The 25,471-nt window shown below is 46.5% G+C and carries 27 protein-coding genes, 2 rRNA genes and 1 riboswitch; of the genes, 2 read left to right on the forward strand and 27 right to left on the reverse strand.

What is annotated here, in order from left to right; genetic code table 11:
* Window positions 1–345 precede the first annotated feature (345 nt).
* The 11 genes from spoVG to D829_RS0123610 all read right to left on the reverse strand — a co-directional run bounded on the left by spoVG (window position 346) and on the right by D829_RS0123610 (window position 10,498).
* Window positions 346–630 (reverse strand): septation regulator SpoVG, encoded by a 285-nt coding sequence (spoVG, locus tag D829_RS0123560; protein ID WP_017691372.1) that lies wholly within the window; start codon window positions 628–630, stop codon window positions 346–348.
* Window positions 631–818: 188 nt separating this feature from the next.
* Complete coding sequence (purR, locus tag D829_RS0123565; protein ID WP_017691373.1) at window positions 819–1,646, reverse strand: pur operon repressor; 828 nt, start codon at window positions 1,644–1,646, stop codon at window positions 819–821.
* 97 nt (window positions 1,647–1,743) lie between these two features.
* Window positions 1,744–2,598, reverse strand: a complete 855-nt coding sequence (ispE, locus tag D829_RS0123570) for a 4-(cytidine 5'-diphospho)-2-C-methyl-D-erythritol kinase (RefSeq protein ID WP_026081373.1) — start codon at window positions 2,596–2,598, stop codon at window positions 1,744–1,746.
* 149 nt (window positions 2,599–2,747) lie between these two features.
* Complete coding sequence (locus tag D829_RS0123575; protein WP_017691375.1) at window positions 2,748–2,924, reverse strand: small, acid-soluble spore protein, alpha/beta type; 177 nt, start codon at window positions 2,922–2,924, stop codon at window positions 2,748–2,750.
* Window positions 2,925–3,174: 250 nt separating this feature from the next.
* A complete protein-coding gene (locus D829_RS0123580; protein WP_017691376.1) occupies window positions 3,175–3,450 on the reverse strand; it encodes a Veg family protein in 276 nt (91 codons plus the stop codon).
* 152 nt (window positions 3,451–3,602) lie between these two features.
* Window positions 3,603–4,499, reverse strand: a complete 897-nt coding sequence (yabG, locus tag D829_RS0123585; protein WP_017691377.1) for a sporulation peptidase YabG — start codon at window positions 4,497–4,499, stop codon at window positions 3,603–3,605.
* Window positions 4,500–4,558: 59 nt separating this feature from the next.
* Complete coding sequence (gene rsmA, locus D829_RS0123590) at window positions 4,559–5,452, reverse strand: 16S rRNA (adenine(1518)-N(6)/adenine(1519)-N(6))-dimethyltransferase RsmA (RefSeq protein ID WP_026081374.1); 894 nt, start codon at window positions 5,450–5,452, stop codon at window positions 4,559–4,561.
* 13 nt (window positions 5,453–5,465) lie between these two features.
* Entirely contained in the window at window positions 5,466–6,011 is a 546-nt protein-coding gene (rnmV, locus tag D829_RS0123595; protein ID WP_017691379.1) for a ribonuclease M5, read from the reverse strand.
* A gap of 155 nt (window positions 6,012–6,166) precedes the next feature.
* Entirely contained in the window at window positions 6,167–7,351 is a 1,185-nt protein-coding gene (locus D829_RS0123600; RefSeq protein ID WP_017691380.1) for a 3D domain-containing protein, read from the reverse strand.
* Window positions 7,352–7,622: 271 nt separating this feature from the next.
* Window positions 7,623–7,876: riboswitch (cyclic di-AMP (ydaO/yuaA leader) on the reverse strand.
* A 240-nt stretch (window positions 7,877–8,116) separates the two neighbouring features.
* Window positions 8,117–8,887, reverse strand: a complete 771-nt coding sequence (locus D829_RS0123605) for a TatD family hydrolase (protein WP_017691381.1) — start codon at window positions 8,885–8,887, stop codon at window positions 8,117–8,119.
* A 333-nt stretch (window positions 8,888–9,220) separates the two neighbouring features.
* On the reverse strand, window positions 9,221–10,498 hold the full coding sequence (locus tag D829_RS0123610) for an HD domain-containing protein (protein ID WP_017691382.1): 1,278 nt from the start codon (window positions 10,496–10,498) through the stop codon (window positions 9,221–9,223).
* A gap of 317 nt (window positions 10,499–10,815) precedes the next feature.
* Between D829_RS0123610 and D829_RS0123615 the strand changes: the two genes are divergently transcribed.
* Entirely contained in the window at window positions 10,816–11,070 is a 255-nt protein-coding gene (locus tag D829_RS0123615; protein WP_017691383.1) for an AbrB/MazE/SpoVT family DNA-binding domain-containing protein, read from the forward strand.
* A gap of 276 nt (window positions 11,071–11,346) precedes the next feature.
* Here the strand turns inward: D829_RS0123615 and rsmI are convergent, their stop codons facing one another.
* From rsmI to D829_RS0123680, 13 genes are all read right to left on the reverse strand, one after another.
* Window positions 11,347–12,234, reverse strand: a complete 888-nt coding sequence (gene rsmI, locus D829_RS0123620) for a 16S rRNA (cytidine(1402)-2'-O)-methyltransferase (protein WP_017691384.1) — start codon at window positions 12,232–12,234, stop codon at window positions 11,347–11,349.
* A complete protein-coding gene (locus D829_RS0123625; protein ID WP_017691385.1) occupies window positions 12,235–13,014 on the reverse strand; it encodes a tRNA1(Val) (adenine(37)-N6)-methyltransferase in 780 nt (259 codons plus the stop codon). It lies immediately after the preceding gene.
* Window positions 13,015–13,109: 95 nt separating this feature from the next.
* On the reverse strand, window positions 13,110–13,478 hold the full coding sequence (yabA, locus tag D829_RS0123630) for a DNA replication initiation control protein YabA (RefSeq protein WP_017691386.1): 369 nt from the start codon (window positions 13,476–13,478) through the stop codon (window positions 13,110–13,112).
* Between the two features lie 28 nt (window positions 13,479–13,506).
* Complete coding sequence (locus tag D829_RS0123635) at window positions 13,507–14,307, reverse strand: stage 0 sporulation family protein (RefSeq protein ID WP_017691387.1); 801 nt, start codon at window positions 14,305–14,307, stop codon at window positions 13,507–13,509.
* Between the two features lie 117 nt (window positions 14,308–14,424).
* Window positions 14,425–15,396, reverse strand: a complete 972-nt coding sequence (holB, locus tag D829_RS0123640) for a DNA polymerase III subunit delta' (protein ID WP_017691388.1) — start codon at window positions 15,394–15,396, stop codon at window positions 14,425–14,427.
* A gap of 9 nt (window positions 15,397–15,405) precedes the next feature.
* Window positions 15,406–15,849, reverse strand: a complete 444-nt coding sequence (locus tag D829_RS0123645; protein ID WP_017691389.1) for a YaaR family protein — start codon at window positions 15,847–15,849, stop codon at window positions 15,406–15,408.
* A 102-nt stretch (window positions 15,850–15,951) separates the two neighbouring features.
* Entirely contained in the window at window positions 15,952–16,155 is a 204-nt protein-coding gene (locus D829_RS0123650) for a hypothetical protein (RefSeq protein ID WP_017691390.1), read from the reverse strand.
* A gap of 35 nt (window positions 16,156–16,190) precedes the next feature.
* Window positions 16,191–16,520, reverse strand: a complete 330-nt coding sequence (locus tag D829_RS0123655; protein ID WP_017691391.1) for a cyclic-di-AMP receptor — start codon at window positions 16,518–16,520, stop codon at window positions 16,191–16,193.
* 61 nt (window positions 16,521–16,581) lie between these two features.
* Complete coding sequence (gene tmk, locus D829_RS0123660) at window positions 16,582–17,229, reverse strand: dTMP kinase (protein WP_017691392.1); 648 nt, start codon at window positions 17,227–17,229, stop codon at window positions 16,582–16,584.
* A 217-nt stretch (window positions 17,230–17,446) separates the two neighbouring features.
* Window positions 17,447–18,139, reverse strand: coding sequence for an LrgB family protein (locus D829_RS0123665; protein WP_017691393.1), 693 nt, complete (start codon window positions 18,137–18,139; stop codon window positions 17,447–17,449).
* Window positions 18,109–18,537, reverse strand: a complete 429-nt coding sequence (locus D829_RS0123670; protein ID WP_017691394.1) for a CidA/LrgA family protein — start codon at window positions 18,535–18,537, stop codon at window positions 18,109–18,111. Before D829_RS0123670 ends, D829_RS0123665 begins: the two co-directional genes overlap by 31 nt.
* Window positions 18,538–19,068: 531 nt before the next feature.
* Window positions 19,069–20,898 (reverse strand): aminotransferase class I/II-fold pyridoxal phosphate-dependent enzyme, encoded by a 1,830-nt coding sequence (locus D829_RS0123675; protein WP_017691395.1) that lies wholly within the window; start codon window positions 20,896–20,898, stop codon window positions 19,069–19,071.
* Between the two features lie 258 nt (window positions 20,899–21,156).
* Window positions 21,157–21,342, reverse strand: a complete 186-nt coding sequence (locus D829_RS0123680; protein WP_017691396.1) for a sigma factor G inhibitor Gin — start codon at window positions 21,340–21,342, stop codon at window positions 21,157–21,159.
* Window positions 21,343–21,841: 499 nt separating this feature from the next.
* On the opposite strand from D829_RS0123680, the gene D829_RS0123685 reads away from it, so the two are divergent.
* Complete coding sequence (locus D829_RS0123685) at window positions 21,842–22,366, forward strand: hypothetical protein (RefSeq protein WP_017691397.1); 525 nt, start codon at window positions 21,842–21,844, stop codon at window positions 22,364–22,366.
* A gap of 554 nt (window positions 22,367–22,920) precedes the next feature.
* Here D829_RS0123685 and D829_RS0123695 read toward each other — a convergent pair.
* The 3 genes from D829_RS0123695 to D829_RS0123705 all read right to left on the reverse strand — a co-directional run.
* A complete protein-coding gene (locus D829_RS0123695; protein WP_017691399.1) occupies window positions 22,921–23,361 on the reverse strand; it encodes a hypothetical protein in 441 nt (146 codons plus the stop codon).
* Between the two features lie 212 nt (window positions 23,362–23,573).
* Window positions 23,574–23,690 (reverse strand): 5S ribosomal RNA (gene rrf / locus D829_RS0123700).
* A 79-nt stretch (window positions 23,691–23,769) separates the two neighbouring features.
* Window positions 23,770–25,471, reverse strand: a 23S ribosomal RNA gene (locus D829_RS0123705); the annotation flags it as partial.

Consider the following 25,471-nt stretch of genomic DNA (forward strand, 5'->3'; position numbering starts at 1 on the left):
AATTAACGACCTCCTGTTCTGAAAATCCCATTGAAATGCACTGCTGATCTATATCCAATGAGTATCGTTCAGCCGGCTTTAAGCCGGTCCTGTTCATCGCCTGCTGTCTCTGTAATCACACGTAACAACGCGGACACCAACGAATCGTGACCTATATGTATACGCCGTGTACCTGCGAGCTTAACCGAATCCCAATGATTCCTAAGATGCCGCCCTGCCACCAAGCGCACGATGCGCTTTTGTTCTCTGCTAATAAACTCAATACTGAATATATCTTATTCCGGTCAAAAAGAAAAGAGAGCCATAAGACATGGCTCTCTTTTCCTTCGAACCCCAATAATGTTCTCAGGCACCTTCTTCAATGACTTCTTCCTCAGTTGCCGCACGATCGTATTCAGTCAAAACTGCTGCCTGAATCTTCTCACGCGTACCGGAAGAGATCGGGTGGGCGATATCACGGAACTCTCCATCAGGAGTACGTTTGCTCGGCATAGCAACAAACATTCCGTTGTTACCATCAATGACACGAATGTCATGAACGACGAATTCGTTATCGATGGTAATGGATGCGATAGCCTTCATTCTCCCCTCCGAGTTAACACGGCGGAGTCTGACATCCGTAATTTGCATGTGTGTGTTCACCACCTTTTTCCATCAGAACTTGGTGTATAATTCCACACGGCATATACGAACTCCTTCTTTTTATAACCACAAAAATTTCCTAATTTCAGGAATTTTTTTATTTAATACACAATTCGACAACGTTCATGCCAGGTCGATGGAAAAGACCTTTTAACGACATAACATTCGTCATCTTTCTACAGGTCAAAATAGTTGCCAGGCTTGACGGAAATCTGTCTGCTCTTGGCATCAACCGCTGTCAGTTTCGCCAGAGATACGTAATCTGTTAACAGGCGTTCTTCTGAATCTACAGAACCAGATTCCACCAGTACCCCTACCCCGGCAACTGTAGCATTAAACTCGGCCAAAAGATCGATCATTCCTTGCACCGTACCCCCGGCCTTCATGAAGTCATCCACAATAAGTACTCTGGAATGCTCACGCATCGCCCTACGAGACAGGGACATGGTATGTAGACTTTTATGGGACCCGGATACATAATTGATACTTACGGCCGATCCTTCTGTAGCCTGATGGTCCCTGCGTACGAGCACGACAGGCAGGTTGAGCTGGGCTCCGGTCGCATAAGCCAGTGGAATTCCTTTGGTTTCTACCGTCATAACTACATCAATATTCATATTGCCAAAGGCCGTTGCAAAAATCTTGCCGGCTTCATTCATCAATGCGGGCTGACCAAGCAAGTCGGACATGTACAGGTATTCTCCAGGCAAGATCCGATCAGGTTGCGCGAGCTGGGTCGAGAGCCGCTCCGCAAATGCCAGTGCCAGTTCTCGGGATACCTTCGGAATCCATCTTACTCCCCCGGCTGCTCCAGCCAGTGTATGCAGTTCTCCTGACCCACCTTCTTCGAACACTTCTTTGATAATCGCCAAATCTTCACTAATTGAAGACTTTGCGGCTCCATAACGTTCGGCAAATGTGGTCAACGGAATAACCGTATGCGGTCTGGACAATAAGTATTGCGTCATTTCAACCAGCCTTGCGCTTCGTTTTAACTTCTTCACAGAGATCCATCCTCACGATCACGGAAACATCCAAATCCGAATAATTATTTAAGAATATACCACCTTTATACGTGTTTGTACATTATAAAAGCGAATTTTACGTTAACATACGTACAGCGTACACTTCTTTACAGAACCCACGCAGACCATTGTATATCCGGGCAACCTTGGATTCTTTGGAGACCAGCCCAAATACCGTTGGACCGCTACCGGACATTAACACGCCGTCTGCACCCAATCGAATCATGGCATCCTTCAGATGCTGAACTTCCGGATACAGCTTCAACGTTACATCTTCAAGCACATTGCCCATCTGGTCACAGACTTCCGTAAATGATTGATTGCGAATAGCCTGCTCCATTTTAGCTGCACTCGGATGACGAACAATCTTGTCACTGCGGAACCTTCCGTACACATCGGCTGTAGACACATTAATCGGAGGCTTGGCCAGAATTACCCAGCATTGCGGCGGATTAGGAATGGGAGTTAACTTCTCACCACGGCCTGTAGCGAGTGCAGTCCCTCCTGTGATACAGAATGGAACATCCGAACCTAGTTCAGCTCCAAGCTCCTGCAGTTCGTGATCCGGTATATTCAACCGCCACAGACGGTTCAACCCACGCAGCGCTGCTGCTGCATCACTGCTGCCCCCGGCAAGTCCGGCTGCAACTGGAATCTTTTTATCCAGATGTATATGAACGCCAGTACGCACGTTATAGCGCTCCTTAATGAGTCTGGCTGCCTGAAAAGCCAGATTCTTCTCGTCCAGCGGGATATAACCCGCCTGACTGGAGATGAAAATAGTATCTCGCGGCAGCTCCGACATTTCCAGTCGATCAGCCAGATCGACCATGGTCATGATCATTTCAACTTCATGGAATCCATCGCTTCTTTTATGTAAAACGTCCAGCATCAAATTAATTTTAGCAGGCGCTTTTTCGTAAATTTTCAAGGCGTTCACCCGTCCTCACCTTTTCCCTAAGACAACTTAACATATTATATCAAAATGGGGCTGTCAAGTCATTTGTATTCCGCATCTAAGGGGAAAAAGCGGGGTTGTTCCTGACGGATTTCCCCGCTTTTCAGTCTGCTTGAAACAGATTAAGATTTGCGCGCAGCCTGTTCAGCAAGTTGAATTGCACGTTTTACCATGTTTCCTGCATCCTTGGCTTTAATTCCACCCCAGCCTTCCTGTTGCACCGTATCATAGAAGCCCAGATCTTTCGCGAGCTCATTCTTCAGATCCTCTGACATGACACTTCTTCTTCTGCGACTCATGAACCATCCTCCTCCAAAGTATCCTTCGTAATGTGATGAGTTCGTTCACGTTTTGGACATCTTGTCATCAGGCCATATTCAGTTTCCTGCATTGCTTAAGAAACTGTCCCTTCACCTGTCCATATAGTATGCCGCGACCATTCCTCGCTCATTCCTGAGTATGTATGGGTTACGTTAGAGGGAGAATTGGTGTTTAAAAAAAACAAAAAAGCGATCCGCCTTGTGGGGCGAATCGCCTGTAAATCGATACTTACGTCTCCATATAGGAGCTATGCGTCTGGCTGCCCGGGTCATAAACCATGACTTCCACCGACTCCGTAAGTATATCCGCATAACTATAAGATACTCGCTTGAAGGTTTCTTGCTCCTCATCAAGCTTAACAATAAAAACAGAAGGGTACGTTTCTTCCAATACACCCGTACGCTCAATGGTCTTACGGCGGCCACCATTAGCCCGCAACATAATTTTCTGACCAATATGTGCATCGAGATTGCGTTTGATATCCAACAGCGTGTTTTTAGCCATTGTCGACGACCACCTCTTTTCTTGTCCATTATACCGGATTTTACAGTCATTGTCAAATCAAAACTAATTATTATATCAGCATCAAAAAGTTGTTGTCAATGAATTTTTTTCAAACAAAAAAAGCCCCAAATTGGGACTTTAAATGGCCTACATCAGACTGCCGACGGGTTCACTTTTAGCGTAGATAAATCATTCAGCCCAGGCAGACCTACCCGGTAACTCCCCCGTGTCTCGACACCACCCACACCCTGGCTACCACTGATGGTATTGTGCAGAACATCACTCATGTTGACCGTATCCCGCACAGAGGTAAAGGAGGCCTTGGCTGCCACATAGACCGGATCAAGTGCATGAATTAGAATTCGGCCTGGAGAACTGGCAAAGTTCGCTCCAGCGCGCAGCAGTGCCTCAAAATGGGACTGACAGGCCCCTGCCACAATAGTGAGTGCGTCCAGATGGCGTTCATATTGTCTGGCCACCTGAATGGCCGACACAAAATTTTGCGAGTTCTTGTAGCTACCAAGACTATATAAGTCATAGGGCTGACGTGTCTTTAGCACCCCATCATGACCCGTAATGACTACGATATCCGGACGTACTTTGGGTAATAATCGGTATAAGGTATCCGCCATTGCCGATTCATGGACATATTGTCCCTCTGCGGGCACACGAAGTTGCTCATAGAGATCCATACTTTTTTTCAAATAGTTCGGATCTCCATCCAGATGAAGCACCTTTCCAGGCATTTCAAAATAAGCCGGTTCCTGCTGAGCAGACCAATCCTGTACCAGACCTTCACGATTCCGCTCAGCCTGTTCCATACGATTCTGCTGCAGACGGGACAGGGTCTGATGTGCTTTAATATGCGCCTGTCTGGTCTTGGCGCTTTGTGGTTCGTAGGGAACCTGTATCAAATCGTCCACCGGGGAATCGGCAATCAGCCGGAACTCAGTCCCTTTAATGACCGCAGCATCCAACTGGAGGCCTTCCACCCGAAAAGTCACATCGCCGCCGTATGACTTCCGAACGACCAAGTCTCCGATATTCATCAACGTAATCACCTCTACCCCATCGTATGGGCAGAGACCCGGTTTGGTTCATTCAAATTTTACAGCGCTGCACGTACCCCTGCTTCCCACATTACGGTGCTGAGTGTAGCATACTCCTGCAGACTTAACGTCTCTCCGCGTCGGGACGGTTGAATACCTGCCTGCTCCAGCAGAATGTCTGCCTGTTCCCGGTTCTCCTTTGTGAAGAAGCGTGCCTTCAAGTTGTTCGAGATTGTTTTTCTCCGCTGGGCAAAAGAAGCCTGTACCACTTCGAAGTAGTGTGCTTCATCAGGAATATCCACCGGCGGTTGCTCACGCACCTTCAGCTTAATAACAGCTGATTCCACATTAGGTTGCGGAATGAAGACGGTAGGAGGCACAATACACACAAGCTCCGGCATACTGTAGTACTGAACTGCGATGCTCAGACTGCCGTAGTCTTTTGATCCCGGTGCAGCAGCCATGCGTTCAGCCACTTCTTTTTGGATCATGACAACAATGCTGTCTACCGGCAGCTTCTCTTCCAGCAGTTTCATCATGATTGGAGTCGTTACATAATAAGGCAGGTTAGCCACGACACTGACTTTGTCCACGGATGCAAAATCCGTATTAAACAACTCAGCCAGATCAAGCTTCAGCACATCCCCATGATGAACACGTACATTCGAATAAGGCTGCATCACTTCGCCCAGGATTGGGATCAAGCGCTGATCAATCTCTACGGCTGTGACAGGGCCGGCTACCCGAGCCAGTCGCTCCGTAAGGGCCCCAATACCCGGCCCGATCTCCAGTGCGCCCTTTGACTCGTCCAGGTCGGCTGCATTAACAATTTTGTTCAGTATATTTTGATCGATCAGAAAGTTCTGACCCAGACTTTTCTTAAATGAGAATCCGTGTCTTTGAATAATCTCTTTCGTACGCTTGGGCGTTGCAATTTCAATCGTCTCTTCCATGTTCTTCATATGCTCACAATCCTTCACGTTCAATTTGCGCTAATGCTGTAGAGAACTCTTCCCGTGTAATCTGAAATACACTGAGACGTTTGTGGAACTGCTTACCGTTACAATAACCGATGCCCAGCAGATTGCCCATCTCCATGCGACGTGCAGCAGCCTGCGGATGCACGATAAGTCCTGCCGCGATCAGGTCCTCCCAATCGATCAGGCTCGGAGCACCTTCGTATGAAGTATGTACGCGCGCCAGAGCATGGCGGATCGCCTCTGGTGAGGCATTCTCCACCCCAATGTCCCCTTTGCGCGTTGCATCGGCTTCCGGAATGAAGGCATGCTTGCAGCCAGGCACCTTGTTCGCAATAATTTTACGAATGCGTTCGCCAGCATGATCCGGATCTGTCAGTACAATGACTCCCCGTCTCTCCTGAGCAAGCGCAATCCGCTTCAGAATGCGTTGGTTGATTGCTGATCCACCTGTTTCTATTGTATCGGCTTCCACGGCCCGACGGATAGCTACCGTATCGTCACGGCCTTCCACCACAATGACTTCTTTTATCATGTTCCATTTCTTCCTTTCTAACGCAAAAAGAAGAGGAATATCCTCTTCTCTGCCAAACGGCGGGGGAGACTGAATTCAGACTCCTCCGCCGCATATTCCGCATGAATCATTCATGCAACTATTTTATAGCATTCCCATTTCAAAGTAAAACGATTTTAGTTCGCTTCCGGCTTCACCGGACCGATCACGTAGACCGTCTTGCCTTTCTTACGTCCAAAATTCAGGGCATGCTTCACACTGTCATAATATACATCAATTTTGTTACCTTTAATGGCACCGCCTGTATCTTCCGCACGACGGAATCCCAGACCTTCGATATATACCCACCAGCCAATTGGAATGACTTTGGGATCAACCGCAATGGTGCGCCCTTCCGTTACACGAGTACCGGAAGCTGTTTTAGTACCAATGCCAGGCTCTTCGGAAGAGTAGGCAGTCATGGATACATTTTTAAGTACTTTGGAGTATTTAAAAGAAGTCCCGGATACGGTAATCACTTTGCTGCCCGAGGCAGAGGTTTTCTTCGAGTTCGTTGTTGTTGCCGTTTTGGTTGTTGAAGTTTGAGCCGATACGGTCTGAACCTCAGGTTCTTTTACGACCGGTTTTGCTTTGGTACCGACAGCGATCACTTTATCTACACGATTATTCGCGACGGATTTGCCGACCATTTTTTTGGAGACCATTTCTCCATCCTGAAATACCTTTTCAATATGCTGTACAAGTGTACCTTCTTTGCCGTTCACAACGACACGGTTATCCCCTTTGTACAAGCTTGGGTTAGCTGTTTTGATCACTTTGTAAGCAATCGGTTGTTCTACATTCACTGTACGCTTTGTTACCCGCACTACACGGATTTTCATATCCGCTTTGACTGCAGTTCCGAGCGCTGGATACACCTTATCATTACTTGCAACTTGAATACCTGATTTTTGAATTGCATCTTGTACCGATGAATCGGTTGTATACAGAGTCTTGGTGTTTCCGTCTGCCGTAATGTTAACTGGAACGGCCCGCTCAATAACGATTCGGTCTCCATCTGTAATCGCCCCGTTCATGGACATGGATACCTTATCGTGAGGGCTGACTGTGATTGACTGCTCCTCCAGCATTTCCTGAAGCATTCCTGTACGAGTCTCTACCACCTGAGCTTTGCCATCAATAACCAGTGAAATTTGTTTCCCGGCCTGACCGTAAACGACTAACAAGATCATGATTGTAAGCGCAATTGAGAAAATCGCGATCAATGCCATCTGACGCATGTTCTCATGCTTCCACCGCAACGCGAAAGACTTACTGGATGATCGTGACTCATGGGTCTCTTCTGGTTGGAATGTGCCCACTTCTCCGTCCTCCTTCATAGCCTCGCCGTCTAAAGTAATGCATGATGTCTTTGACGTGACTATACCAAATTTTCTACAGAACACAGATCAGACCATATGACCGGTTCTGCACCATGAATCCCTCTTCGCAACATGATGTCATCCTCCTGAATACCTACCGTATGATGACAATATTTCTTTTATTCAAAAACAAAAAAGCCAAAGAAAGAGTGTAAGAGGAACTCTTTCGTGGCTTCCGAATGATTTTGAATATCGGAAATTCATGCACGAGGTTGCCTCTCTTTTTCCGCTTGCGAGGTTAGCTGTCGGGTTCGGGCGAAAGAGAGCCGCCCTATCTTAGGTCACCCGCTCATGGCGGACGCCCTTGAATTCACCCCGAGACCCAAAGAAGAAATCAAATACGGCTTCGCAGTTCCCTTCGCTGCTTTTGGGTAAGCGAACGTTGCACATCGGCCAAATACACCGATGTTTAAGCCCTATTGGTTCCCCCGCTCTCCGTTAACGGAGACTCAGCGAGACTGATTCATGAAAGTAATGTTGTTTCATCGGAAAGTGTCCCTTTGTTCATCCCCCGAACATCTGTCCAATTTTCCGCACACCATTCACTGAAAAGATGATATCCTGTTTTGATGCATGTTGTAAAGCGTTGATCAAGTGCGTTTCTCTGAATATTTGGTTAAAATATTGTAATATTCTTGATTTATTCGGATCAAAGGGTAAATTAACTCCGCTTACCTGCCTTTTTCACCTCATTTGCTCGTTTTTTTAACGAATTCCAAATCGTTCCATGGCATTTTTGGTTGTTATTGCAGCAATTTCCTCCAACGAAATGCCTTTAATTTCCGCTGCTGCCTCTGCAACCAGACGTACATGCGCTGTCTCATTTCGCTTCCCACGATAAGGGTGAGGTGTCAAATATGGTGCATCTGTTTCAATGAAAAACCGGTCCATAGGAACCTTCTCCAGCACCTCTTTGGGCTGCTTTGCATTTTTGAATGTGATCGGTCCTCCGAAGGAGAGATGGAAGCCCATATCGAGACAACTTTTCGCTGTTTCCCAGCTGCCCGAGAACGAGTGCATCACACCACCAACTTCACCCGCTTTCTCTTCACGCAAAATTCTTATGATATCCTCATGTGCATCACGATTATGGATGACAATCGGCATGTTCACTTCACGAGCCAAAGCAATTTGTTGTCGTAATACGCGATGCTGTATTTCTTTTGGTGAAGTATCCCAGTGATAATCCAATCCAATCTCACCGATCGCAACTACTTTTTCATGCTTGCATAAAGATGCAATCCACTCCAAATCGCCCTCCTGCATTGTGATCGCATCTACCGGATGCCACCCTACAGCTGCATATATAAAGTCATACGTTTCGGCGAGTTTCATTGTGGTTGGAATTGTCTCCCGGTTAAAGCCAATGTTGATCATGCGACCAATCCCCGCGTCCACAGCACGCTGAATCATTTCCTCGCGGTCCTCGTCGAATTGTGGTGCATCCAGATGTGTATGTGTGTCGAACAGCATCATGTCTGTATCTCCCTTCATGTCGAAATAACGACTATCTTCTTTTTCAAAATTCAATTTGTAAAATTCAATAATTCAATGACTCATACATAAAACATTTTGGGTAATCTGTGTATTACATCATTACTTTTGTTTCTTCACAACTACAATATATAGAAGATATACGGATATTCTGATCTATATATTGCTGATTATACTCATTCTGCCTGCTTGCATTTACAAAATTATGTCGATCTACATATACTCCCCATTAAAGCAGATTACTGTATCATGGAAAATAGCTCTTTTAGAAAGTGTTTTGATATCGAAATTCTTCATCGGATTATACCCACACGATTACAAGAAATAGGGGCGTATATGTGACGGTAATTCGTGAATAATCGCATCCACCTTGTTTTGCGGGTAATACAAATGATGTTTCCCTCGGTGAAGCCCGCTGATGGAACGGACAATGTCAGATACTTCTGACAACTCACGTAAATTGTCCTGTCGATCCAGAAGAAGAATCTGCTTATCTGTAGATTCATCCGGACGAAACACATCATACGGATTATCCGAAGGAAAATCAATTTCAAGATCATATTCGGGATCGAGGCCAGCTTGTACAAAAGCTTCCCGAATCTCTTCCATCATTGTCAAGTCGACCTGTTCAAGCTCTACATACTTATATAACTTGCGATCCATAAAACGTTCGCATAACTCACTCAGAACAGTATCGTCCTCCTTGCGCCACTGCGTAAATGCCGTCTGAATTAATGCTTCATCCAACTGCAAATATTCATCTACGGATAATTCTCCTTCAAATAATTGAGGGAGTGGATCAATCATGAAGCGGAATTGAAAACCATGCTGTATGAGTGTTTTCGCTCGCTTGAATATTTGCCGCAATATAATTTCAGAACTACGAGTTACCGGATGGAAGTAAATCTGCCAATACATCTGATACCGAGACATCAGGTAATCCTCCACAGCATGCATGCCTGACTCCTTGACTACAATCCGCCCATGATAAGGACGCAGCATCCGAAGGATACGATCAAGGTCAATCGTGCCGTAATTTACACCTGTAAAATAGGCATCCCTGAGCAAATAATCCATTCGGTCTGCATCAAGCGGACTGGTCACCAAGTTCACCACAATCGGCTTTTCATACGTTTTTTGAATGACAGACGCTACTTTCTCAGGAAAATCAGGAGCATACCGTCTTAAGATCGCCCCTACTTCGGTATCACCTGTGATAATGCGACAAGTCCAATCTTCGTGATTCATGCCAAAAGCTTCCTCGATGGAGTGAGAGAATGGCCCATGCCCGAGATCATGAAGCAGAGCTGCGCACAGAGCTACAATCTTTTCTTCCTTCGGCCAATCCGAATAATGACTTCTTTCAAACTGAGAGATGATCTTGCGTGTAATCTCATAAACACCTAGTGAATGTGAGAACCGACTATGCTCTGCTCCGTGAAAGGTAAGGTAAGAAGTACCTAGTTGACGAATCCGGCGTAAACGCTGAAATTCCGGGGTGTTAATTAACTGCCATATAACCGGATCTTGCACGTGGATATAATTATGTACCGGATCTTTGAATACTTTCTCTTCCGTTAAACGTTGTTCCATGTCGACTCACTCCTTTAATTTCTTTTATATTAACGCTTTGAGCTCTGCGATTCACCTAATATTCGACACCATATGACGAACTTTGTCGAATGAAGTAGTTTTGTCGTTTTCCAAATCGACAAAGCTGACATTGAGGTTTAAATGCGAAAAACGGCTTCCAATCCCTTACCACCATTAACCTTGTGAAAAACATCCTTAATTTTAAGCTAATTTTAAGGTTGACTGATTTGGGAATCGTTGGTATGATGAGTATCATAAAACATAAAATAATGTCGAATAATGACAAAGATAGTTAGCTGAGAGGAGCACTGATTATAATGATGAAATCAACAGGTATTGTAAGAAAAGTGGACGAACTGGGACGGGTAGTTATTCCAATTGAATTGCGCCGTACGCTCGGTATTGGTGAAAAAGATGCTCTGGAAATCTATGTTGACGGCGAGCGCATCATGTTGAAAAAATACGAGCCTGCTTGTATCTTCTGTGGTAATGCAGAGAACGTTACTTACTTCAAAGGTAAAATTGTTTGTAACGAATGTATTTCCGAAATCCCTGCACCTGTAGCAAAATAAAAAACAGGTATACTGGACTTATCTAAATTGTTATCTCTAACCTTTTTAATATTCCTTAATGACCTTCCCGGTGTGAACCCCACCGCGGAAGGTATTTTTTTGCCTAGTTATGGGTTCCATTACCCAAAATGATTCTGTCACACGCAAGCGGGGAGAGAACGATAAATTTTGTTTGGAATCTTTTTGAGCCACTCTGCTCTTTTTAATATTCCCCTAAGGTTGAATATAAGCTTCTTTTCAGGTTATGTTCCCCATTTCAGAAAATATTTGGTTAGATTACTGCTCAATTAACGCATTATATACATCCCGCTTCGTCAGACCGCGATCGGTAGCCGTTTTTTTCATTGCATCTTTGCGGTTATGTCCTTCACCCTCATAATGGCTGACATGATCCGCGAGTGACATGAGCTGCCACCATGCTTCGCGCTCAGCCTTACGCTCCTCTGCCTTAATGCCTTCTACCAACAAGCAGTACTCGCCAAGAGGCGGATGTTCTTCAAGCCAGTCTATGCATTCCCTCACAGTGCCCCTTGCGAATTCCTCATGACGCTTGGTTAATTCACGAGCCAGGACAATCGAGCGATCACCCAGAATTTCTTCAAGGTGGACTAATGTTTTCCGGATACGGTGAGGCGATTCATAAAATAACAAAGTCCCGTTGGATTCGTCAAAAGCCTCCAGCACTTTTCGCATGTCCTTTTTCTCCCGCGGCAAAAAACCGCCGAATGTAAAACGCTCCGTCGGTAATCCGGACACGATCAGAGCAGACAACGCAGCGTTGGGCCCCGGGATGGGAATGACCGTTATTCCGGCTTCCAGTGCAAGCTGTACAAGGTCAGAACCAGGGTCCGAAATGGCTGGCAAACCGGCATCGCTGACGAGTGCCAAATTTTTTCCTTCTATTATATAGCGTATCAGTTCAGGTCCACTCGCCCCCTTATTATGCTCATGATAACTAAACAGCATCGAAGGTGTAATTTCAAAATGGGTAAGCAGCTTTCGGGTCTGGCGTGTATCTTCTGCTGCAATGATGTCACAACTCTGCAATGTCTTGATGGCACGGAAGGTCATATCCTCGAGATTACCAATGGGTGTTCCAACCAGATAGAGCTTGCCTGATCCTTCAGGCTGCTCCGCATAGCTTTTCTGAATATGCAAAGTCATCTAAAGCCCTCCTTTCGTAGTACGCTCAGCATGTTGCTGACCATAGTAAATATCCATAATCTCTTCGCAGTATTTCCCCTCTTCATTGTAGACAATGAGTGGAGGAAGCATCCTAACTTCGGGTTTACCATCTTTCATTCCTTCAATTAACACCATGTTGGCTTCCAGATGAGCACGGGGATGTACCATCCGAATCCGTTTTGGTTCCAGCTTATATTCGCGCATGAGCGAGATAATCTCTGCAAGGCGCTGTGGACGATGAACCATTGATACTTTGCCGCCATTACGTACAAGTCGACTGCAAGCTTGTATCACTTCTTCCAGGGTACATCCGATCTCATGACGTGCCATGGCCTGATGTGTGTTCATCTTGAGATCACTGCCATTCAGGGGCATGTATGGGGGATTAACCGTTATTGCATCGTATACAGCATGTCCTGTTTCTTTCACCAGTTCTCGCAAATCACCTTCACGAATCATAATCGACTCATCCAACGCATTTAATTGCACACTGCGACGCGCCATATCAGCCAAACGTGGCTGAATCTCGATCCCTTCCAGACTAGCCTGCGTACGCGTTGTAAGCAAAATGGGAACCACCCCGTTACCCGTACACAAATCAAGTACACGACCCCGTTTAGGTAAGGAAGCAAACCGGGCTAATAATACCGCATCCATCGAAAAACTAAACACTTCATCACTTTGAATGATTCTCAGATCATGAGAGAGCAGATCATCAATCCGCTCTGACTCATGTAACACAACTTCATTTGCTTCCATATGTTACGCTCATCCTCCGGTACTCTATATCTCATGTTTGTTATCTCTAGGTTTATAACCTTGAAAAAAAACCGTAGGGGATCCCTACGGTCACTTCATTTATTCAAAAAAGACAGGCAGAACAGACAATCGCCTTCCGTCCGCAAATGTCCATAATAGACGTTGCAGATATGGAAGCCTTCGTGATACAACCGAGCCAGATTATCATACCCTTCACCCACAACATCCTCGCCTGTAGCCGGACCTGCTGGTCTTGCTACAGGAGCGAGTGCTGAGGAGATCGGCAAATCTGCCGGAGCCTCTCGTTTGAGCAGTTTGCGTAACTGCTCATTCTCGATGGTAAGCCGCTGATTATCCTCAAGCAGCTCCTTCACAATCATTTTTAACTCTCCTAAATCACCGTGCAACTGACCCAGTTGGGTTTCCATTTCATGAATGTGCGTAAACAGATTTTTCTTTTCCAAGTTTCCACCCCGAAGCAACCTTTATGGTTTACTTGATAACGACGTCATCCAGCGGAAGTTCTTTGACTTTACTGATGTCGAACAGTTGAACATGGACTGTGCGGCTACCGGCATTAATTCCGACAACTTTTCCTTCACCCAATGAGGTGACGACCAATTTGCCTACAGCTGGCAGTTCTTCTCTCACACTTTCATAGTTATCATGCTCAAATTTCAGACAGCACATGAGTCTTCCGCACAACCCTGAAATTTTCGTCGGATTCAGTGACAGGCTCTGATCTTTAGCCATCTTGATTGATACCGGCTCAAAGTCTCCCAGCCAGGAAGAACAACACAACACACGGCCGCAAGGTCCGATTCCGCCAAGCATCTTCGCTTCATCACGTACACCAATCTGTCTCAGCTCGATTCGTGTCCGGAATATGCTTGCCAGATCCTTGACCAGCTCCCGGAAATCAACTCTTCCTTCAGCTGTAAAATAAAATATAATTTTATTGCGATCAAACGTAAATTCCACATCGACCAGCTTCATTTTGAGGCCATGGTCTTTGATTTTATTTAAACAAGTACCGAATGCTTCTTTGGCTGCACGCTTGTTCTCATCAACCACACGGGCATCAGTATCGCCCGCAACGCGGATGACTTTCTTCAGCGGCAACACCACGTCGGACTCGCCCACTTCCTTCTTACCTACGACAACCTTACCGTACTCAACCCCCCGCGCTGTCTCCACGATAACGCAGTTTTCTTTCTCAATGGGAAGGTCCAGGGGATCGAAGTAATAAATTTTGCCCGCTTTTTTGAAACGGACACCCACTACACTGTACAAAAAATTAACCCCCTTGTAAGCCAACCCCACTTCGTCTGAAGCCCCGTCTTCTTAGGGAACCGGCCGAAGTTATATCCGTTTGCATATGATTGGAGCTAACTTTGCCCTCTCCCAGTCTTATGCCAAACCGATCAAAAATTGCTCCAGACAAAGCTGGCCATTGACGTTGAAACGCAATTTTTTTCTGCATGCTGCGGCCATATCCATATAGGAGACCCACTGCTCTGTGCTGCGGGTATGTGCCAACTGAGATAACATGTCTAACTGATCTATAAAAACGATATGTTCATGCCTATCGTACTGAACATACAGCATGTCCCTAAACCATAGATGGAACAAACTAAGCAGCATGTCCAGGTGTTCAGAGAGTCCGGTTTTAAAAAGCTTCTGCTGTGCAGAGATCAATGATGTACTTCCTCTACCCAGGGACTCCTTCCCTAATTGTAACATTACGTTTCTAATTTCTGCAAACCAATTCTGCTGGAGAATTTCTCTACATGCTTCCAATCCTGACGCTAAATGGACGGCAGAGCGAGCCAGATTGGCAGGATGCCCTTCCTCAATTAGTGATTGCAGCATCTCTTCCGGATTCAGTGCGCTGAACGGCACCAATTGGGAGCGTGAACGAATCGTAGGCAACATGGCCTGTCCATTATCTGTAATCAGAATGCCCACTGCTGGTACCTGTGGTTCCTCCAGAAATTTCAGCAAACTGTTTGCTGCCTGCACCGTCATTTTCTCGGCTTGTTCTATAATATATACTTTGGGATGGCCTGCCTCTGATCGGTATGAAAAGATACGCTGCAGATCCCGGATTTGATCTATTTTAATGTTGTTTCCATCTGGTGCAAGCATGGTTAGATCCGGATGGTTACCATGATCCACCTTACGACATTCAAGACACTGCCCGCACGTGTCATCTTCAAGCTCTGTACAGAATATTGCCTTGGCAAAGGTAATTGCCGTCTTCCGTTGCCCGCTACCAGCTGGACCGCTAAACAAATACGCGTGGCTTATTGCCTGACGTCTCAAACTGCTTTGTAACATTTGCTTGGCCGCTTGTTGACCCATAATCTGTTGAAAGGACATACTTCCTCCTCAGAAGCTTAAATTAATAAGCATCCCCCGAATTTCGCCTACTTGTTGTAATAGAGAGATTTTTCCTTCTTCTGTATCCAGCAGTTCATCAGCCATGGATAACAGAGCGGAGTCAATTTCATCAATCAGCTTATAACGCTTGCCTCTGCCACGACGATCCCAACCCCTTGTCTCTTTCATGGATACACCGCGACGAACGGTCTCTTCCAGGAACCTTTTAACAAGTTGCTTATACGCCTTCAGTTCACGAATCGTCATGGAACGTGCCAAGCGATCGCCCTGAAGCTGGATTTCACTAAACCGGCGATTCAGTTCAGCTTGTGAGGCCCGCTCCCCCTGGTGGTTCATCATATCAGAGAAATTTTTGGATTGAACCGGTTTGGAACCTGAATCAGTAGAACTGATCCCGCTCTGAATCGGTCTGAATCCAGGATTGATTTTCATGGATACGCCCGCTTTCTATCATAGATAGCCAATCGCCCATCAGCACAGTGCGCGTAGCGCCTGTGCGTGAGGATGAGGCTTTTATATAATGCTGATCACACTCTATATATAATGGTAGATACACATCACCATCAAGGACTTGTTGTTTGTAGTCAACTTCTTCCCGGATGAGCATTCCCCAGTCAGGAGATGCTCATCCGGAAAGAGTGTGCCAATTCTTCTGATCAAGAAAGGCGTTCCGTAAGTGGCACGCACGAACGCTGTTAACTCTTCTTGCATCCATCGTTCCAACATGCTATCGATCATGAAGGACCCTCATGAGATCCATGCAATAGGTTTAATTAGAAATGTTCGAAGCGATCTACCGGGAGAACAAATACAGTAGCTCCGCCTACTTGAACTTCAACAGGTAGCGGCAGGTAAGAGTCGGTTGTTCCACTCATCGGTGTGACCGGAGTCACGAGCTGTTCACGAACCTTACAGCTGCTGCGAATGACGTTCATTACGGATTCGACTTGACCATCATCGACACCGATCATAAACGTCGTGTTGCCTGCCTTCAAAAATCCGCCCGTACTGGCAAGCTTCGTTGCCCGAAAGTTTGCTTTGACCAATGCGCTGGATAATCGGTTGCTGTCTTTATCCTGTATAATCGCAACAATCAATTTCATCCTGCATAACCTCCTTTAGAATAAGCACCTTTATCAAATGCCCTGTCTATATATTAGACAATTACTCGTCAAAATCCTTCAAAATCCCTGTCTCCAGCGACAAAATCATTGCTGCCAAGACATCCTCCTGCTTCATGGAAGCATCGATAACCCTGATCCGTTCCGGGAACTGCTCTTTTAATAGGAAGTAACCCTCTCGCACTTTACGGTGAAACTCCAGATTTTCCAGATCCAGACGGTTCACTTCGCGGCCATCATGAGCGTCGATCCGGGCAAGCCCCACTTCAGGCTCAATGTCCAGATATAAGGTCACATCCGGCATGAGATCACCAATCGCAAAGCGATTAATGGCCCATACATTCTCTATCCCGAGTCCACGGGCGTATCCTTGATAGACCAGACTACTATCGACAAATCGGTCACAGATGACTGCTTTTCCAGCTCTCAGTGCAGGCTCTACTTTCTCCGCCAGATGCTGGCTACGTGCAGCTGCATACAATAGCGCTTCGGTTCGAGCATCCATTGCCGTATGAAGAGGGTCCAGGATAATTGAACGTATTTTCTCCGCAATCTCTATTCCGCCAGGCTCTCGCGTAACTACGTAAGGTATACCCCGTTCTTCAAAATAAGAACCTATTCTACCGATCATCGTTGTTTTACCGGAACCCTCTCCCCCTTCCAACGTAATGAATTTACCTCTGCCCTGCATATGCTTCCCTGCTTTCTATGTCGATAATTGCATCTATTGCTGCTGTAATTGAATATGCTTAGACCCTCTTGCTACAAGATATGATATCCCCCGCCCAGAGGTGTATAGCTACAGCTATATCGGTACGTATTAATAACACCAAGATCATACAAGCTTGTTTCTTTCTATAATACTATAGGTCAGCAGTTACTCCAACATGAACAACAAAGTAAAGCGTTCAACCGTAGATAATCCATACCCATAATGGAAGCATAATTGATCCGGCAATAGCACTGACAATCATGGAAACTGAACTGAGGGCTACCGCATTCTCTCCATATTCAAAAGACCTTGCCATGCCGAGGGCATGAGATGCTGAACCCAGTCCAATCCCATAGGCATGTTTACTGCGGACTTTGGCCCATTTCAAGAGCATCGGCCCCAATAATATCCCTGAGAATCCTGCAATCATCACAAACAGCGATGTGAATGAGGCATTCCCTCCAACCTGATTAGCGAGTTGAATAGCCACAGGAGTTGTCACTGATTTTGGCAATAAAGCGATGACCATCTCTTGAGGATAGCCAAGCAGAATGGCGATCAAAGCCCCTGTGGAGACACCTGTAATGCTGCCTCCGATCGTTCCACCCACAATTGGAATGATATTTTTCTTCAGCACATGCAGATGTCTGGACAAGGGAAAAGCGAGAGATACAACTGCTGGGCCCAAAAGCTCCTGTATCCATTTGCCACCCAACATGTACGTATCCAGCTTTATACCGAAAATCACCAAAATCAGGATCAGTATGGCAGTCGTTGTGAGTACAGGCATGAGGATCGGCCATTTCAGCCTTTTATATAGACGAGTGGCTGGAATATATACAGCGATGGTTAGCGCAATCATTCCAATTCCGAGGATGAATGCTGACAAGTGATCGCCTCCTTTTTGCCTGAATGAGACGATCTCCATGTCATAAGCCACTCACTTAATTTGGCAGATATCAGACATGTGATTAATGTGCTAACGATCAAACCAAGAACCAATAACAAGGTGTTAGCTCGAAAAAAATCAAAATGATTAATAATGCCCACAGTTGGCGGGATGAACAACAATTGCAGATGAGATTGAAGCCACGTCGACCCTTCTTCTCCCCAGTTCATTTTGATCCATTCCAGTTGAATGGTGACAAACAATACCAGCATGCCCACAATACTGCCTGTTAACGGCAGATGTAATACAGCTTGAATCAAGTTTCCAATCCAATAAAAACCGTACATTAACAAAACTTGCAGGACTATTCCTGTATATTTTTTTAGCGGAATACCCAAAGTGTTCCCTTCTTTCTTATGTCTATCTGTATAAGTTGAACTAGAGCGTGTCTTCATACCTGCCGAAAGCCGGAACGTAACTGAACGTGTCTGGAGCAGGGGACGGAGCGGGAGCGCTAACGAACCTGTGACGTCTTATTCAGCGATTTGAAGCGCCCGCAGCAATCTAAGGAATCTGAAACACGCTATATTGGAATAACCAGCCGTTTACAGCGTGTTTGTTAGGTGAATTTAGTTAATAACGTGTCTCAGGTTCCTTACAAAATAAAAGGAGGACTCGAAGGCTAAATAAGACGTCCTCGGTTCCTTAGAAAATCGTCTGGACAATTCGCCAGGATCAGCGAGCCTGGACTTCAAGATGTTGGACCCTGACATCCTTCAACGTATTGCAGCCCTGAGTTTGAAGACACACCCTAACAAGTGGATTAATGACCAAGAGACCCTCACATGTGTAGGGTCCGGTATCGCAATTCGTATTGGTCATATTGCCTACCTATTAGTGAATGCAATTCAGATCTTCATGTGTTCCCTTCATTCCTTCATGACCCTCAATGACTGTAGAGATGCATCGGATACCCCATGAAACTTTGCACCCTCATCCCGCAGGAGTTGTATACGTGCCACCATCGATGGACTAATACGTTCACCCGGATATACAAGTGGAATCCCTGGAGGATATGGAATAACCATCTCGGCTGATCGACAACCCGCGCTTTCTTCTATCGGGACATTGATCGTATCCGTCTCCACAATCGGTTGCAGTGTGAAGGAGATTGGTTCCGAGTAGCGAGTGTTTTCTTGTGAATTGTTCCACGTGGAAATATAATGTGCAGAACCTTTCGCAATCTGTTGCGATGGCTCTGCATTGGATTGTTGGACCTGCTCATGCCCATTGGCAGAGCTGATATGGTGTAAAGCCTGCAAAAGGTGCTGAGCATCTTGCACCGTTGAGCCCAGGCTGAAGAGCAAGACGACGTACCGTTCGTCGCTCATCTCAGGCACACAGCCGCATGCTTCCAGCTGCTGCTGTAGCCCATAACCGCTCAGCACCCCTGTGCCGTCATAGATGACGGCCTTGAATGGGTCCTGAGCGGTATACCCCGCGGCAGATGGCATCGCCGCCGCGGTCAGGCCCTCCCGTGTCTGCTGCGCAGCGGACACGGGCATGCCAGCCGGCTTCGCTGTTCCGGCTGGCGGTTCTGGCTGCAGCGGCTGTGCAGGCTGCAGCAACTGGAAGCGCGGCAGCTCCGCGAGGCCGCGCTTAAAGGCATTCACGGCGGCGAGCCCCGCCGTGAATGTGTTCGCTCCCTGCACATGCAGCAGGCGGCGCGCCAAATCAAGTGAAGCCATCACGGGGTATGATGGGCTTGAGCTTTGCACCATGGCCAGGCGCTGCCGAAGCAGGGACCGGTTTAACCGAGGTCCCTGGATGTGCAGCATGGCACCCATGGTGAAGGCCGTCAGCATCTTATGCGTCGACTGCACTACACCGTCTGCTCCGCATGACAGTGCAGAGACAGGCAGCTCCGGATGCTGCCCATAATGCGCGCCATGCGCTTCATCCACGAGCAGTGGCATGCCAGCTGCGTGGCATACCTCGGCTATGGGCGTCAAATCTGCGCCCATGCCGTAATAATTGGGCAAAGTGACTAATACGCCCTTTGCCTCAGGATACGTTTGGACAGCAGCCTGAACCGTCTCCATCGACGGCATGACCGCAAGTCCAGACGCAGGATCAACCCATGGCTCCAGAAATACAGCTCTTGCGCCCGCCAGCATCAATCCATGGATCACTGATTTATGTACATTGCGTTGCACCAATACAATGCTATTCGGCTCATCACACACAGTTAGCAATAGAGACAAATTACCTGCCGTACTGCCTCCTACAAGGAAGAAACTCTCCTCAGCACCAAAACAATCTGCCGCAAGCTCCTGTGCTTCCTGGATCACACCTTCTGGATGATGTAAATCATCGGTGCCCGTAATCTCCGTAACATCCATCTCCATCATCTCCAGAAATGAACGCACTGGTACCAGTTCTAATTCCGAGTGAGCCCCTTCAACGCTGAGTCGTTCCACGCTCTCCAGATCAGCCCCATGTTCACCCACCGAACTGAAACGCTCTACCTTCTGGTTAACATTCTTTCCTCCATCATTCTGAATCTCACCGTTGTGCTGGTGTTCCTCATTAACGATATCCTTAGCTGGAGGTTGCCCTGCTTCTACTTGTTCTACCAAATGTCGGTAAGCTTGTCCATTCTTATGCCCAGGCACATGAAAAGAACGCTGCTTCGAATCACGATACGCAAGCAACGCTTCATATAAAGGGGCACTACTTAATTTATTTTTATGTTCCATGAAATAACCATCCTGTACATATATAATGTGCACCCTATGCGCTTCAAAATGCTCCCTAATCCAAGGAACGCCATTCTTCCCTATCTCCACACGCTCTACTGCAAATGATCTATACCCATTATATCAGCATACCCCTTCCCAAGATGGCAAACAAGACAATCTCTCCTCTTAAAAACAGAAAAAGGCCCAATGGGCCTCTATACACATCAGCATCGTTACAATGTGATGTTTCGCTTCTACTTCTATTAGCAACATTCATTATGCGTTTTTTTGTACCCAAATTTGCTTCATTTGATGAATAAAATAATTGTACTTGGCATCCTGCGCGTCGGTATGAACCATTTCTGCTTCACAAGTGTCACATATGAATTCAGATACAATAAAAATGCCTTCTCTTTTTCTTTGCTCGCAGATAATACATGTGTGTTCGGCATGTTCTTCCATGAACCATCCCACCTTGTTTTACGTTTACTATCAGTATTGCACAGTTTCTATTATTTTAAACATTTTCATAGTGCTTTCTTTCTATAAAATATATATATTCGCCCACCCCCTCTTGGGTGTCTGTACCGAAAAATACATTCATTCTGCCTACAAGAACATTCACCTGCTTATGTATATACAGTACTCCTACAATCCATCGCATTTACCTCTACATCACGTATCCCATGGCCTGACTCAAACTTATATTCAATTTCCTTAAAAAAACTTGGAATCCCAGCCGATATATAATACATGATAACGATATCAAAGCCTGACAGTCCGTGTATTCGGGAGTATACTGAGATAAGCTCCGTCGAATCTCAATATCTTGTACAATCGTCATGGCGTGAGATACAAGGTTCATATATACATACATGCATGATTCATTCCCTTTTACTCGTGTAAGAAAAACGAATACCTACCCCACACAACGTGAATCCGAAGGAGGATATATAATCGTATGATCGACGAACCGGAGAATAAAGCAACATTTTATCAATACCGGCTTCTGAAAAAAAAGGCTATCGCCCGCAGTGTCATTTACAGCTATCTGTGTCTGCCGGTCATCATGCTCTTATTCAATCTACTCGCATTCTCCTGGACTGGCCTCTTCTTTTTTGTACTGGCAGGTCCACTCACCATCTGGATTCATTATGTCATCGCCAGAACGATATTACTTCTGGTCCGTACCTCTTACGCCAAACGCTGGCGCTGGAATATGCGTATGCCCTGGTTAGGTTATATCCCTGATCAGCATTTTAGCTTCCGTATGTATGTCCGGGTACACCTTAACATGAGCTGGATTGGACTATGTATCATTACAGTATGTTTGATATGGTCGCCATTGTCCTTCACCCTCTCGCTGATCTTCTGGCATTTGTGGTTGCTGGGTCCTCGCTTGTATGTTGTAATGGTACTCTCCCGTGAGCGCAAAGATGGACTCATCAAATTGAATGAACAAGATGTCTCATACTATCTGCAATAACACTCCCTCATTTATGGAATACTGAATGTACCTCACTTACCTGTAATACATAATCGCTGAGCCCTTCGAATACAAAAACATGATCGTTGTATCGTTCAGTTGACTCAGCCTCACATGCTCAAATAAAGGTTATCCACAGTGGATAACCTTTATTTATTGTTCCCTTTTCATCCATTATCCACAGCATGGGTATAGTTAAATGAGTTATCCCCACGCTAGGCTCCATTCTTCACCTCTTTTCCTGCCACTGCTCCATATCCTTATAACCCCAGATATCTCGTAGATCTTACACCTTTAGGCGATCTTTTGCCTCAGTCTCAGTCTCAGCTCTATCTGCCTTCTAGCTGCTTCCCATCAGCCATTCATTACTTCAATACCTTTATCCAACTTATATCTCTCCCCCTCTATTTTTAGCTGTTTACACTCCCCTATGCTTCAAGCACACCTACTTAGCTAAATAACAAAAAGCCCCCGATCATGTACACGGGAGCTTTACTATATTATAAGGAACATCACAGCGTTAATTAATCATACCGAACCATACCTGAACCAACTCAATCATCTTCAGCCAATGATTTAACTGTCGTTTGAGTAGCATCATTTCTAGGAACCATTAGTGTAAAGGAACCATCATGTACTGCTAAATGCACAGTATGTCCTTCCTTTGCAAATACACGCAAGGTACTGGATTCATTGGATGTACCCTTGGCTTGCCTCTCTGTCCAACCCCAGCTTTTAATCTCGTCTAGATATACCTCAGGCAAGCTAGTACTCTCACTAATACCAGACAGCGTATATCGAACATAATCCATATCCGAATTATTTTCAGACTGGTCAGATTTATTCGCTACTTTCGGCACCGGAAAACTCTTTTCGTTCACCGCACCTTCATATGAAGTCCATACAGATCCTGAAGCTTCACCGCATCCTGCCAGAACAACGGTCAAACAAAGCAACAGAAATGATTGTAGTCCAAGTCTCCGCCAACTTAACACACACACCCTCCTTTTCACAGCTGCACATTCCAGCTCTGTGGTCAGGTACTTTTAGCATATTTAACATAGTCCTATTATACTGGTTTTACCGCTGTTATCCGTAACAAAAATGTTACCTTCCAATATCGATCATGTCAGAGCTTCTGCTCAACGTATCTAATCCTTATAAACAAATAAAAACCACCACCGAATAACATCGGCAGTGGTTCTTTGCTTGGCGGCGTCCTACTCTCCCAGGACCCTGCGGTCCAAGTACCATCGGCGCTAGAGGGCTTAACGGTCGTGTTCGGGATGGGTACGTGTGGAACCCCTCCGCCATCGCCACCAAACGCATAGCTTAGCTTACATTCAGAGTGTTGTTCTCTGAAAACTAGATTCGAAACGAAACATGCGAATTACAACTTGCTATTGGATAAGCCCTCGACCGATTAGTACTGGTCAGCTCCATGCATTGCTGCACTTCCACCCCCAGCCTATCTACCTCGTCGTCTTCAAGGGGTCTTACATACTGGGAAATCTCATCTTGAGGGGGGCTTCACGCTTAGATGCTTTCAGCGTTTATCCCTTCCGTACATAGCTACCCAGCGGTGCTCCTGGCGGAACAACTGGTACACCAGCGGTACGTCCATCCCGGTCCTCTCGTACTAAGGACAGCTCCTCTCAAATTTCCTACGCCCACGACAGATAGGGACCGAACTGTCTCACGACGTTCTGAACCCAGCTCGCGTACCGCTTTAATGGGCGAACAGCCCAACCCTTGGGACCTACTTCAGCCCCAGGATGCGATGAGCCGACATCGAGGTGCCAAACCTCCCCGTCGATGTGGACTCTTGGGGGAGATAAGCCTGTTATCCCCAGGGTAGCTTTTATCCGTTGAGCGATGGCCCTTCCATGCGGTACCACCGGATCACTAAGCCCGACTTTCGTCCCTGCTCGACTTGTAGGTCTCGCAGTCAAGCTCCCTTATGCCTTTGCACTCTTCGAATGATTTCCAACCATTCTGAGGGAACCTTTGGGCGCCTCCGTTACTCTTTAGGAGGCGACCGCCCCAGTCAAACTGCCCACCTGACACTGTCCCCGCACCGGATTACGGTACCAGGTTAGAACCTAGATACGATCAGGGTGGTATCCCAACGTTGCCTCCACACAAGCTGGCGCTCATGTCTCTTCAAAGGCTCCCACCTATCCTGTACAGATCGTACCCAAATTCAATATCAAGCTGCAGTAAAGCTCCATGGGGTCTTTCCGTCTTGTCGCGGGTAACCTGCATCTTCACAGGTATTAAAATTTCACCGGATCTCTCGTTGAGACAGCGCCCAAGTCGTTACGCCATTCGTGCGGGTCAGAATTTACCTGACAAGGAATTTCGCTACCTTAGGACCGTTATAGTTACGGCCGCCGACTGGGGCTTCGGTTCACAGCTTCGGATTGCTCCTAACCACTCCCCTTAACCTTCCAGCACCGGGCAGGCGTCAGCCCGTATACTTCGCCTTACGGCTTCGCACAGACCTGTGTTTTTGCTAAACAGTCGCTTGGGCCTTTTCACTGCGGCCCCCTCGTGCTATTCACACTACCGGGGCACCCCTTCTCCCGAAGTTACGGGGTCATTTTGCCGAGTTCCTTAACGAGAGTTCTTCCGCGCGCCTTAGAATACTCTTCTCGCCTACCTGTGTCGGTTTGCGGTACGGGCACCTTCACCTGGCTAGAGGCTTTTCTTGGCAGTGTGAGATCATGACCTTCGCTACTACAATTTTCGCTCCCCATCACAGCTCAGCCTTACAATGTGCGGATTTGCCTACACATCAGCCTTACTGCTTAGACGGACATCCATCAGTCCGCGTCACTACCCTACTGCGTCCCCCCATTGCTCATAACGGCTTACGGTGGTACAGGAATTTCGACCTGTTGTCCTTCGACTACGCCTTTCGGCCTCGCCTTAGGTCCCGACTTACCCTGAGCGGACGAGCCTTCCTCAGGAACCCTTAGGCTTTCGGCGGATCAAGATTCTCACTTGATCTTTTCGTTACTCATACCGGCATTCTCACTTGTATAATGTCCAGCGCTCCTTACGGTACACCTTCAACCCTTATACAACGCTCCCCTACCCCTG

Origin of the sequence: Paenibacillus sp. PAMC 26794 (assembly GCF_000316035.1) — a bacterium.
Lineage (GTDB): Bacteria > Bacillota > Bacilli > Paenibacillales > Paenibacillaceae > Paenibacillus.

Excerpts from the sequence above, each read along its gene's own strand:
- spoVG (WP_017691372.1), bottom strand. The coding sequence starts at position 630 with ATGCAAATTACGGATGTCAGACTCCGCCGTGTTAACTCGGAGGGGAGA.
- D829_RS0123575 (WP_017691375.1), bottom strand. The coding sequence starts at position 2,924 with ATGAGTCGCAGAAGAAGAAGTGTCATGTCAGAGGATCTGAAGAATGAG.
- D829_RS0123580 (WP_017691376.1), bottom strand. The coding sequence starts at position 3,450 with ATGGCTAAAAACACGCTGTTGGATATCAAACGCAATCTCGATGCACAT.
- yabG (WP_017691377.1), bottom strand. The coding sequence starts at position 4,499 with ATGAATATCGGAGACTTGGTCGTTCGGAAGTCATACGGCGGCGATGTG.
- rsmA (WP_026081374.1), bottom strand. The coding sequence starts at position 5,452 with ATGGAAGAGACGATTGAAATTGCAACGCCCAAGCGTACGAAAGAGATT.
- rnmV (WP_017691379.1), bottom strand. The coding sequence starts at position 6,011 with ATGATAAAAGAAGTCATTGTGGTGGAAGGCCGTGACGATACGGTAGCT.
- D829_RS0123605 (WP_017691381.1), bottom strand. The coding sequence starts at position 8,887 with ATGATGCTGTTCGACACACATACACATCTGGATGCACCACAATTCGAC.
- D829_RS0123610 (WP_017691382.1), bottom strand. The coding sequence starts at position 10,498 with ATGGAACAACGTTTAACGGAAGAGAAAGTATTCAAAGATCCGGTACAT.
- D829_RS0123615 (WP_017691383.1), top strand. The coding sequence starts at position 10,816 with ATGATGAAATCAACAGGTATTGTAAGAAAAGTGGACGAACTGGGACGG.
- rsmI (WP_017691384.1), bottom strand. The coding sequence starts at position 12,234 with ATGACTTTGCATATTCAGAAAAGCTATGCGGAGCAGCCTGAAGGATCA.
- D829_RS0123625 (WP_017691385.1), bottom strand. The coding sequence starts at position 13,014 with ATGGAAGCAAATGAAGTTGTGTTACATGAGTCAGAGCGGATTGATGAT.
- holB (WP_017691388.1), bottom strand. The coding sequence starts at position 15,396 with ATGTCCTTTCAACAGATTATGGGTCAACAAGCGGCCAAGCAAATGTTA.
- D829_RS0123645 (WP_017691389.1), bottom strand. The coding sequence starts at position 15,849 with ATGAAAATCAATCCTGGATTCAGACCGATTCAGAGCGGGATCAGTTCT.
- D829_RS0123650 (WP_017691390.1), bottom strand. The coding sequence starts at position 16,155 with ATGATCGATAGCATGTTGGAACGATGGATGCAAGAAGAGTTAACAGCG.
- D829_RS0123655 (WP_017691391.1), bottom strand. The coding sequence starts at position 16,520 with ATGAAATTGATTGTTGCGATTATACAGGATAAAGACAGCAACCGATTA.
- tmk (WP_017691392.1), bottom strand. The coding sequence starts at position 17,229 with ATGCAGGGCAGAGGTAAATTCATTACGTTGGAAGGGGGAGAGGGTTCC.
- D829_RS0123675 (WP_017691395.1), bottom strand. The coding sequence starts at position 20,898 with ATGGAACATAAAAATAAATTAAGTAGTGCCCCTTTATATGAAGCGTTG.
- D829_RS0123680 (WP_017691396.1), bottom strand. The coding sequence starts at position 21,342 with ATGGAAGAACATGCCGAACACACATGTATTATCTGCGAGCAAAGAAAA.
- D829_RS0123685 (WP_017691397.1), top strand. The coding sequence starts at position 21,842 with ATGATCGACGAACCGGAGAATAAAGCAACATTTTATCAATACCGGCTT.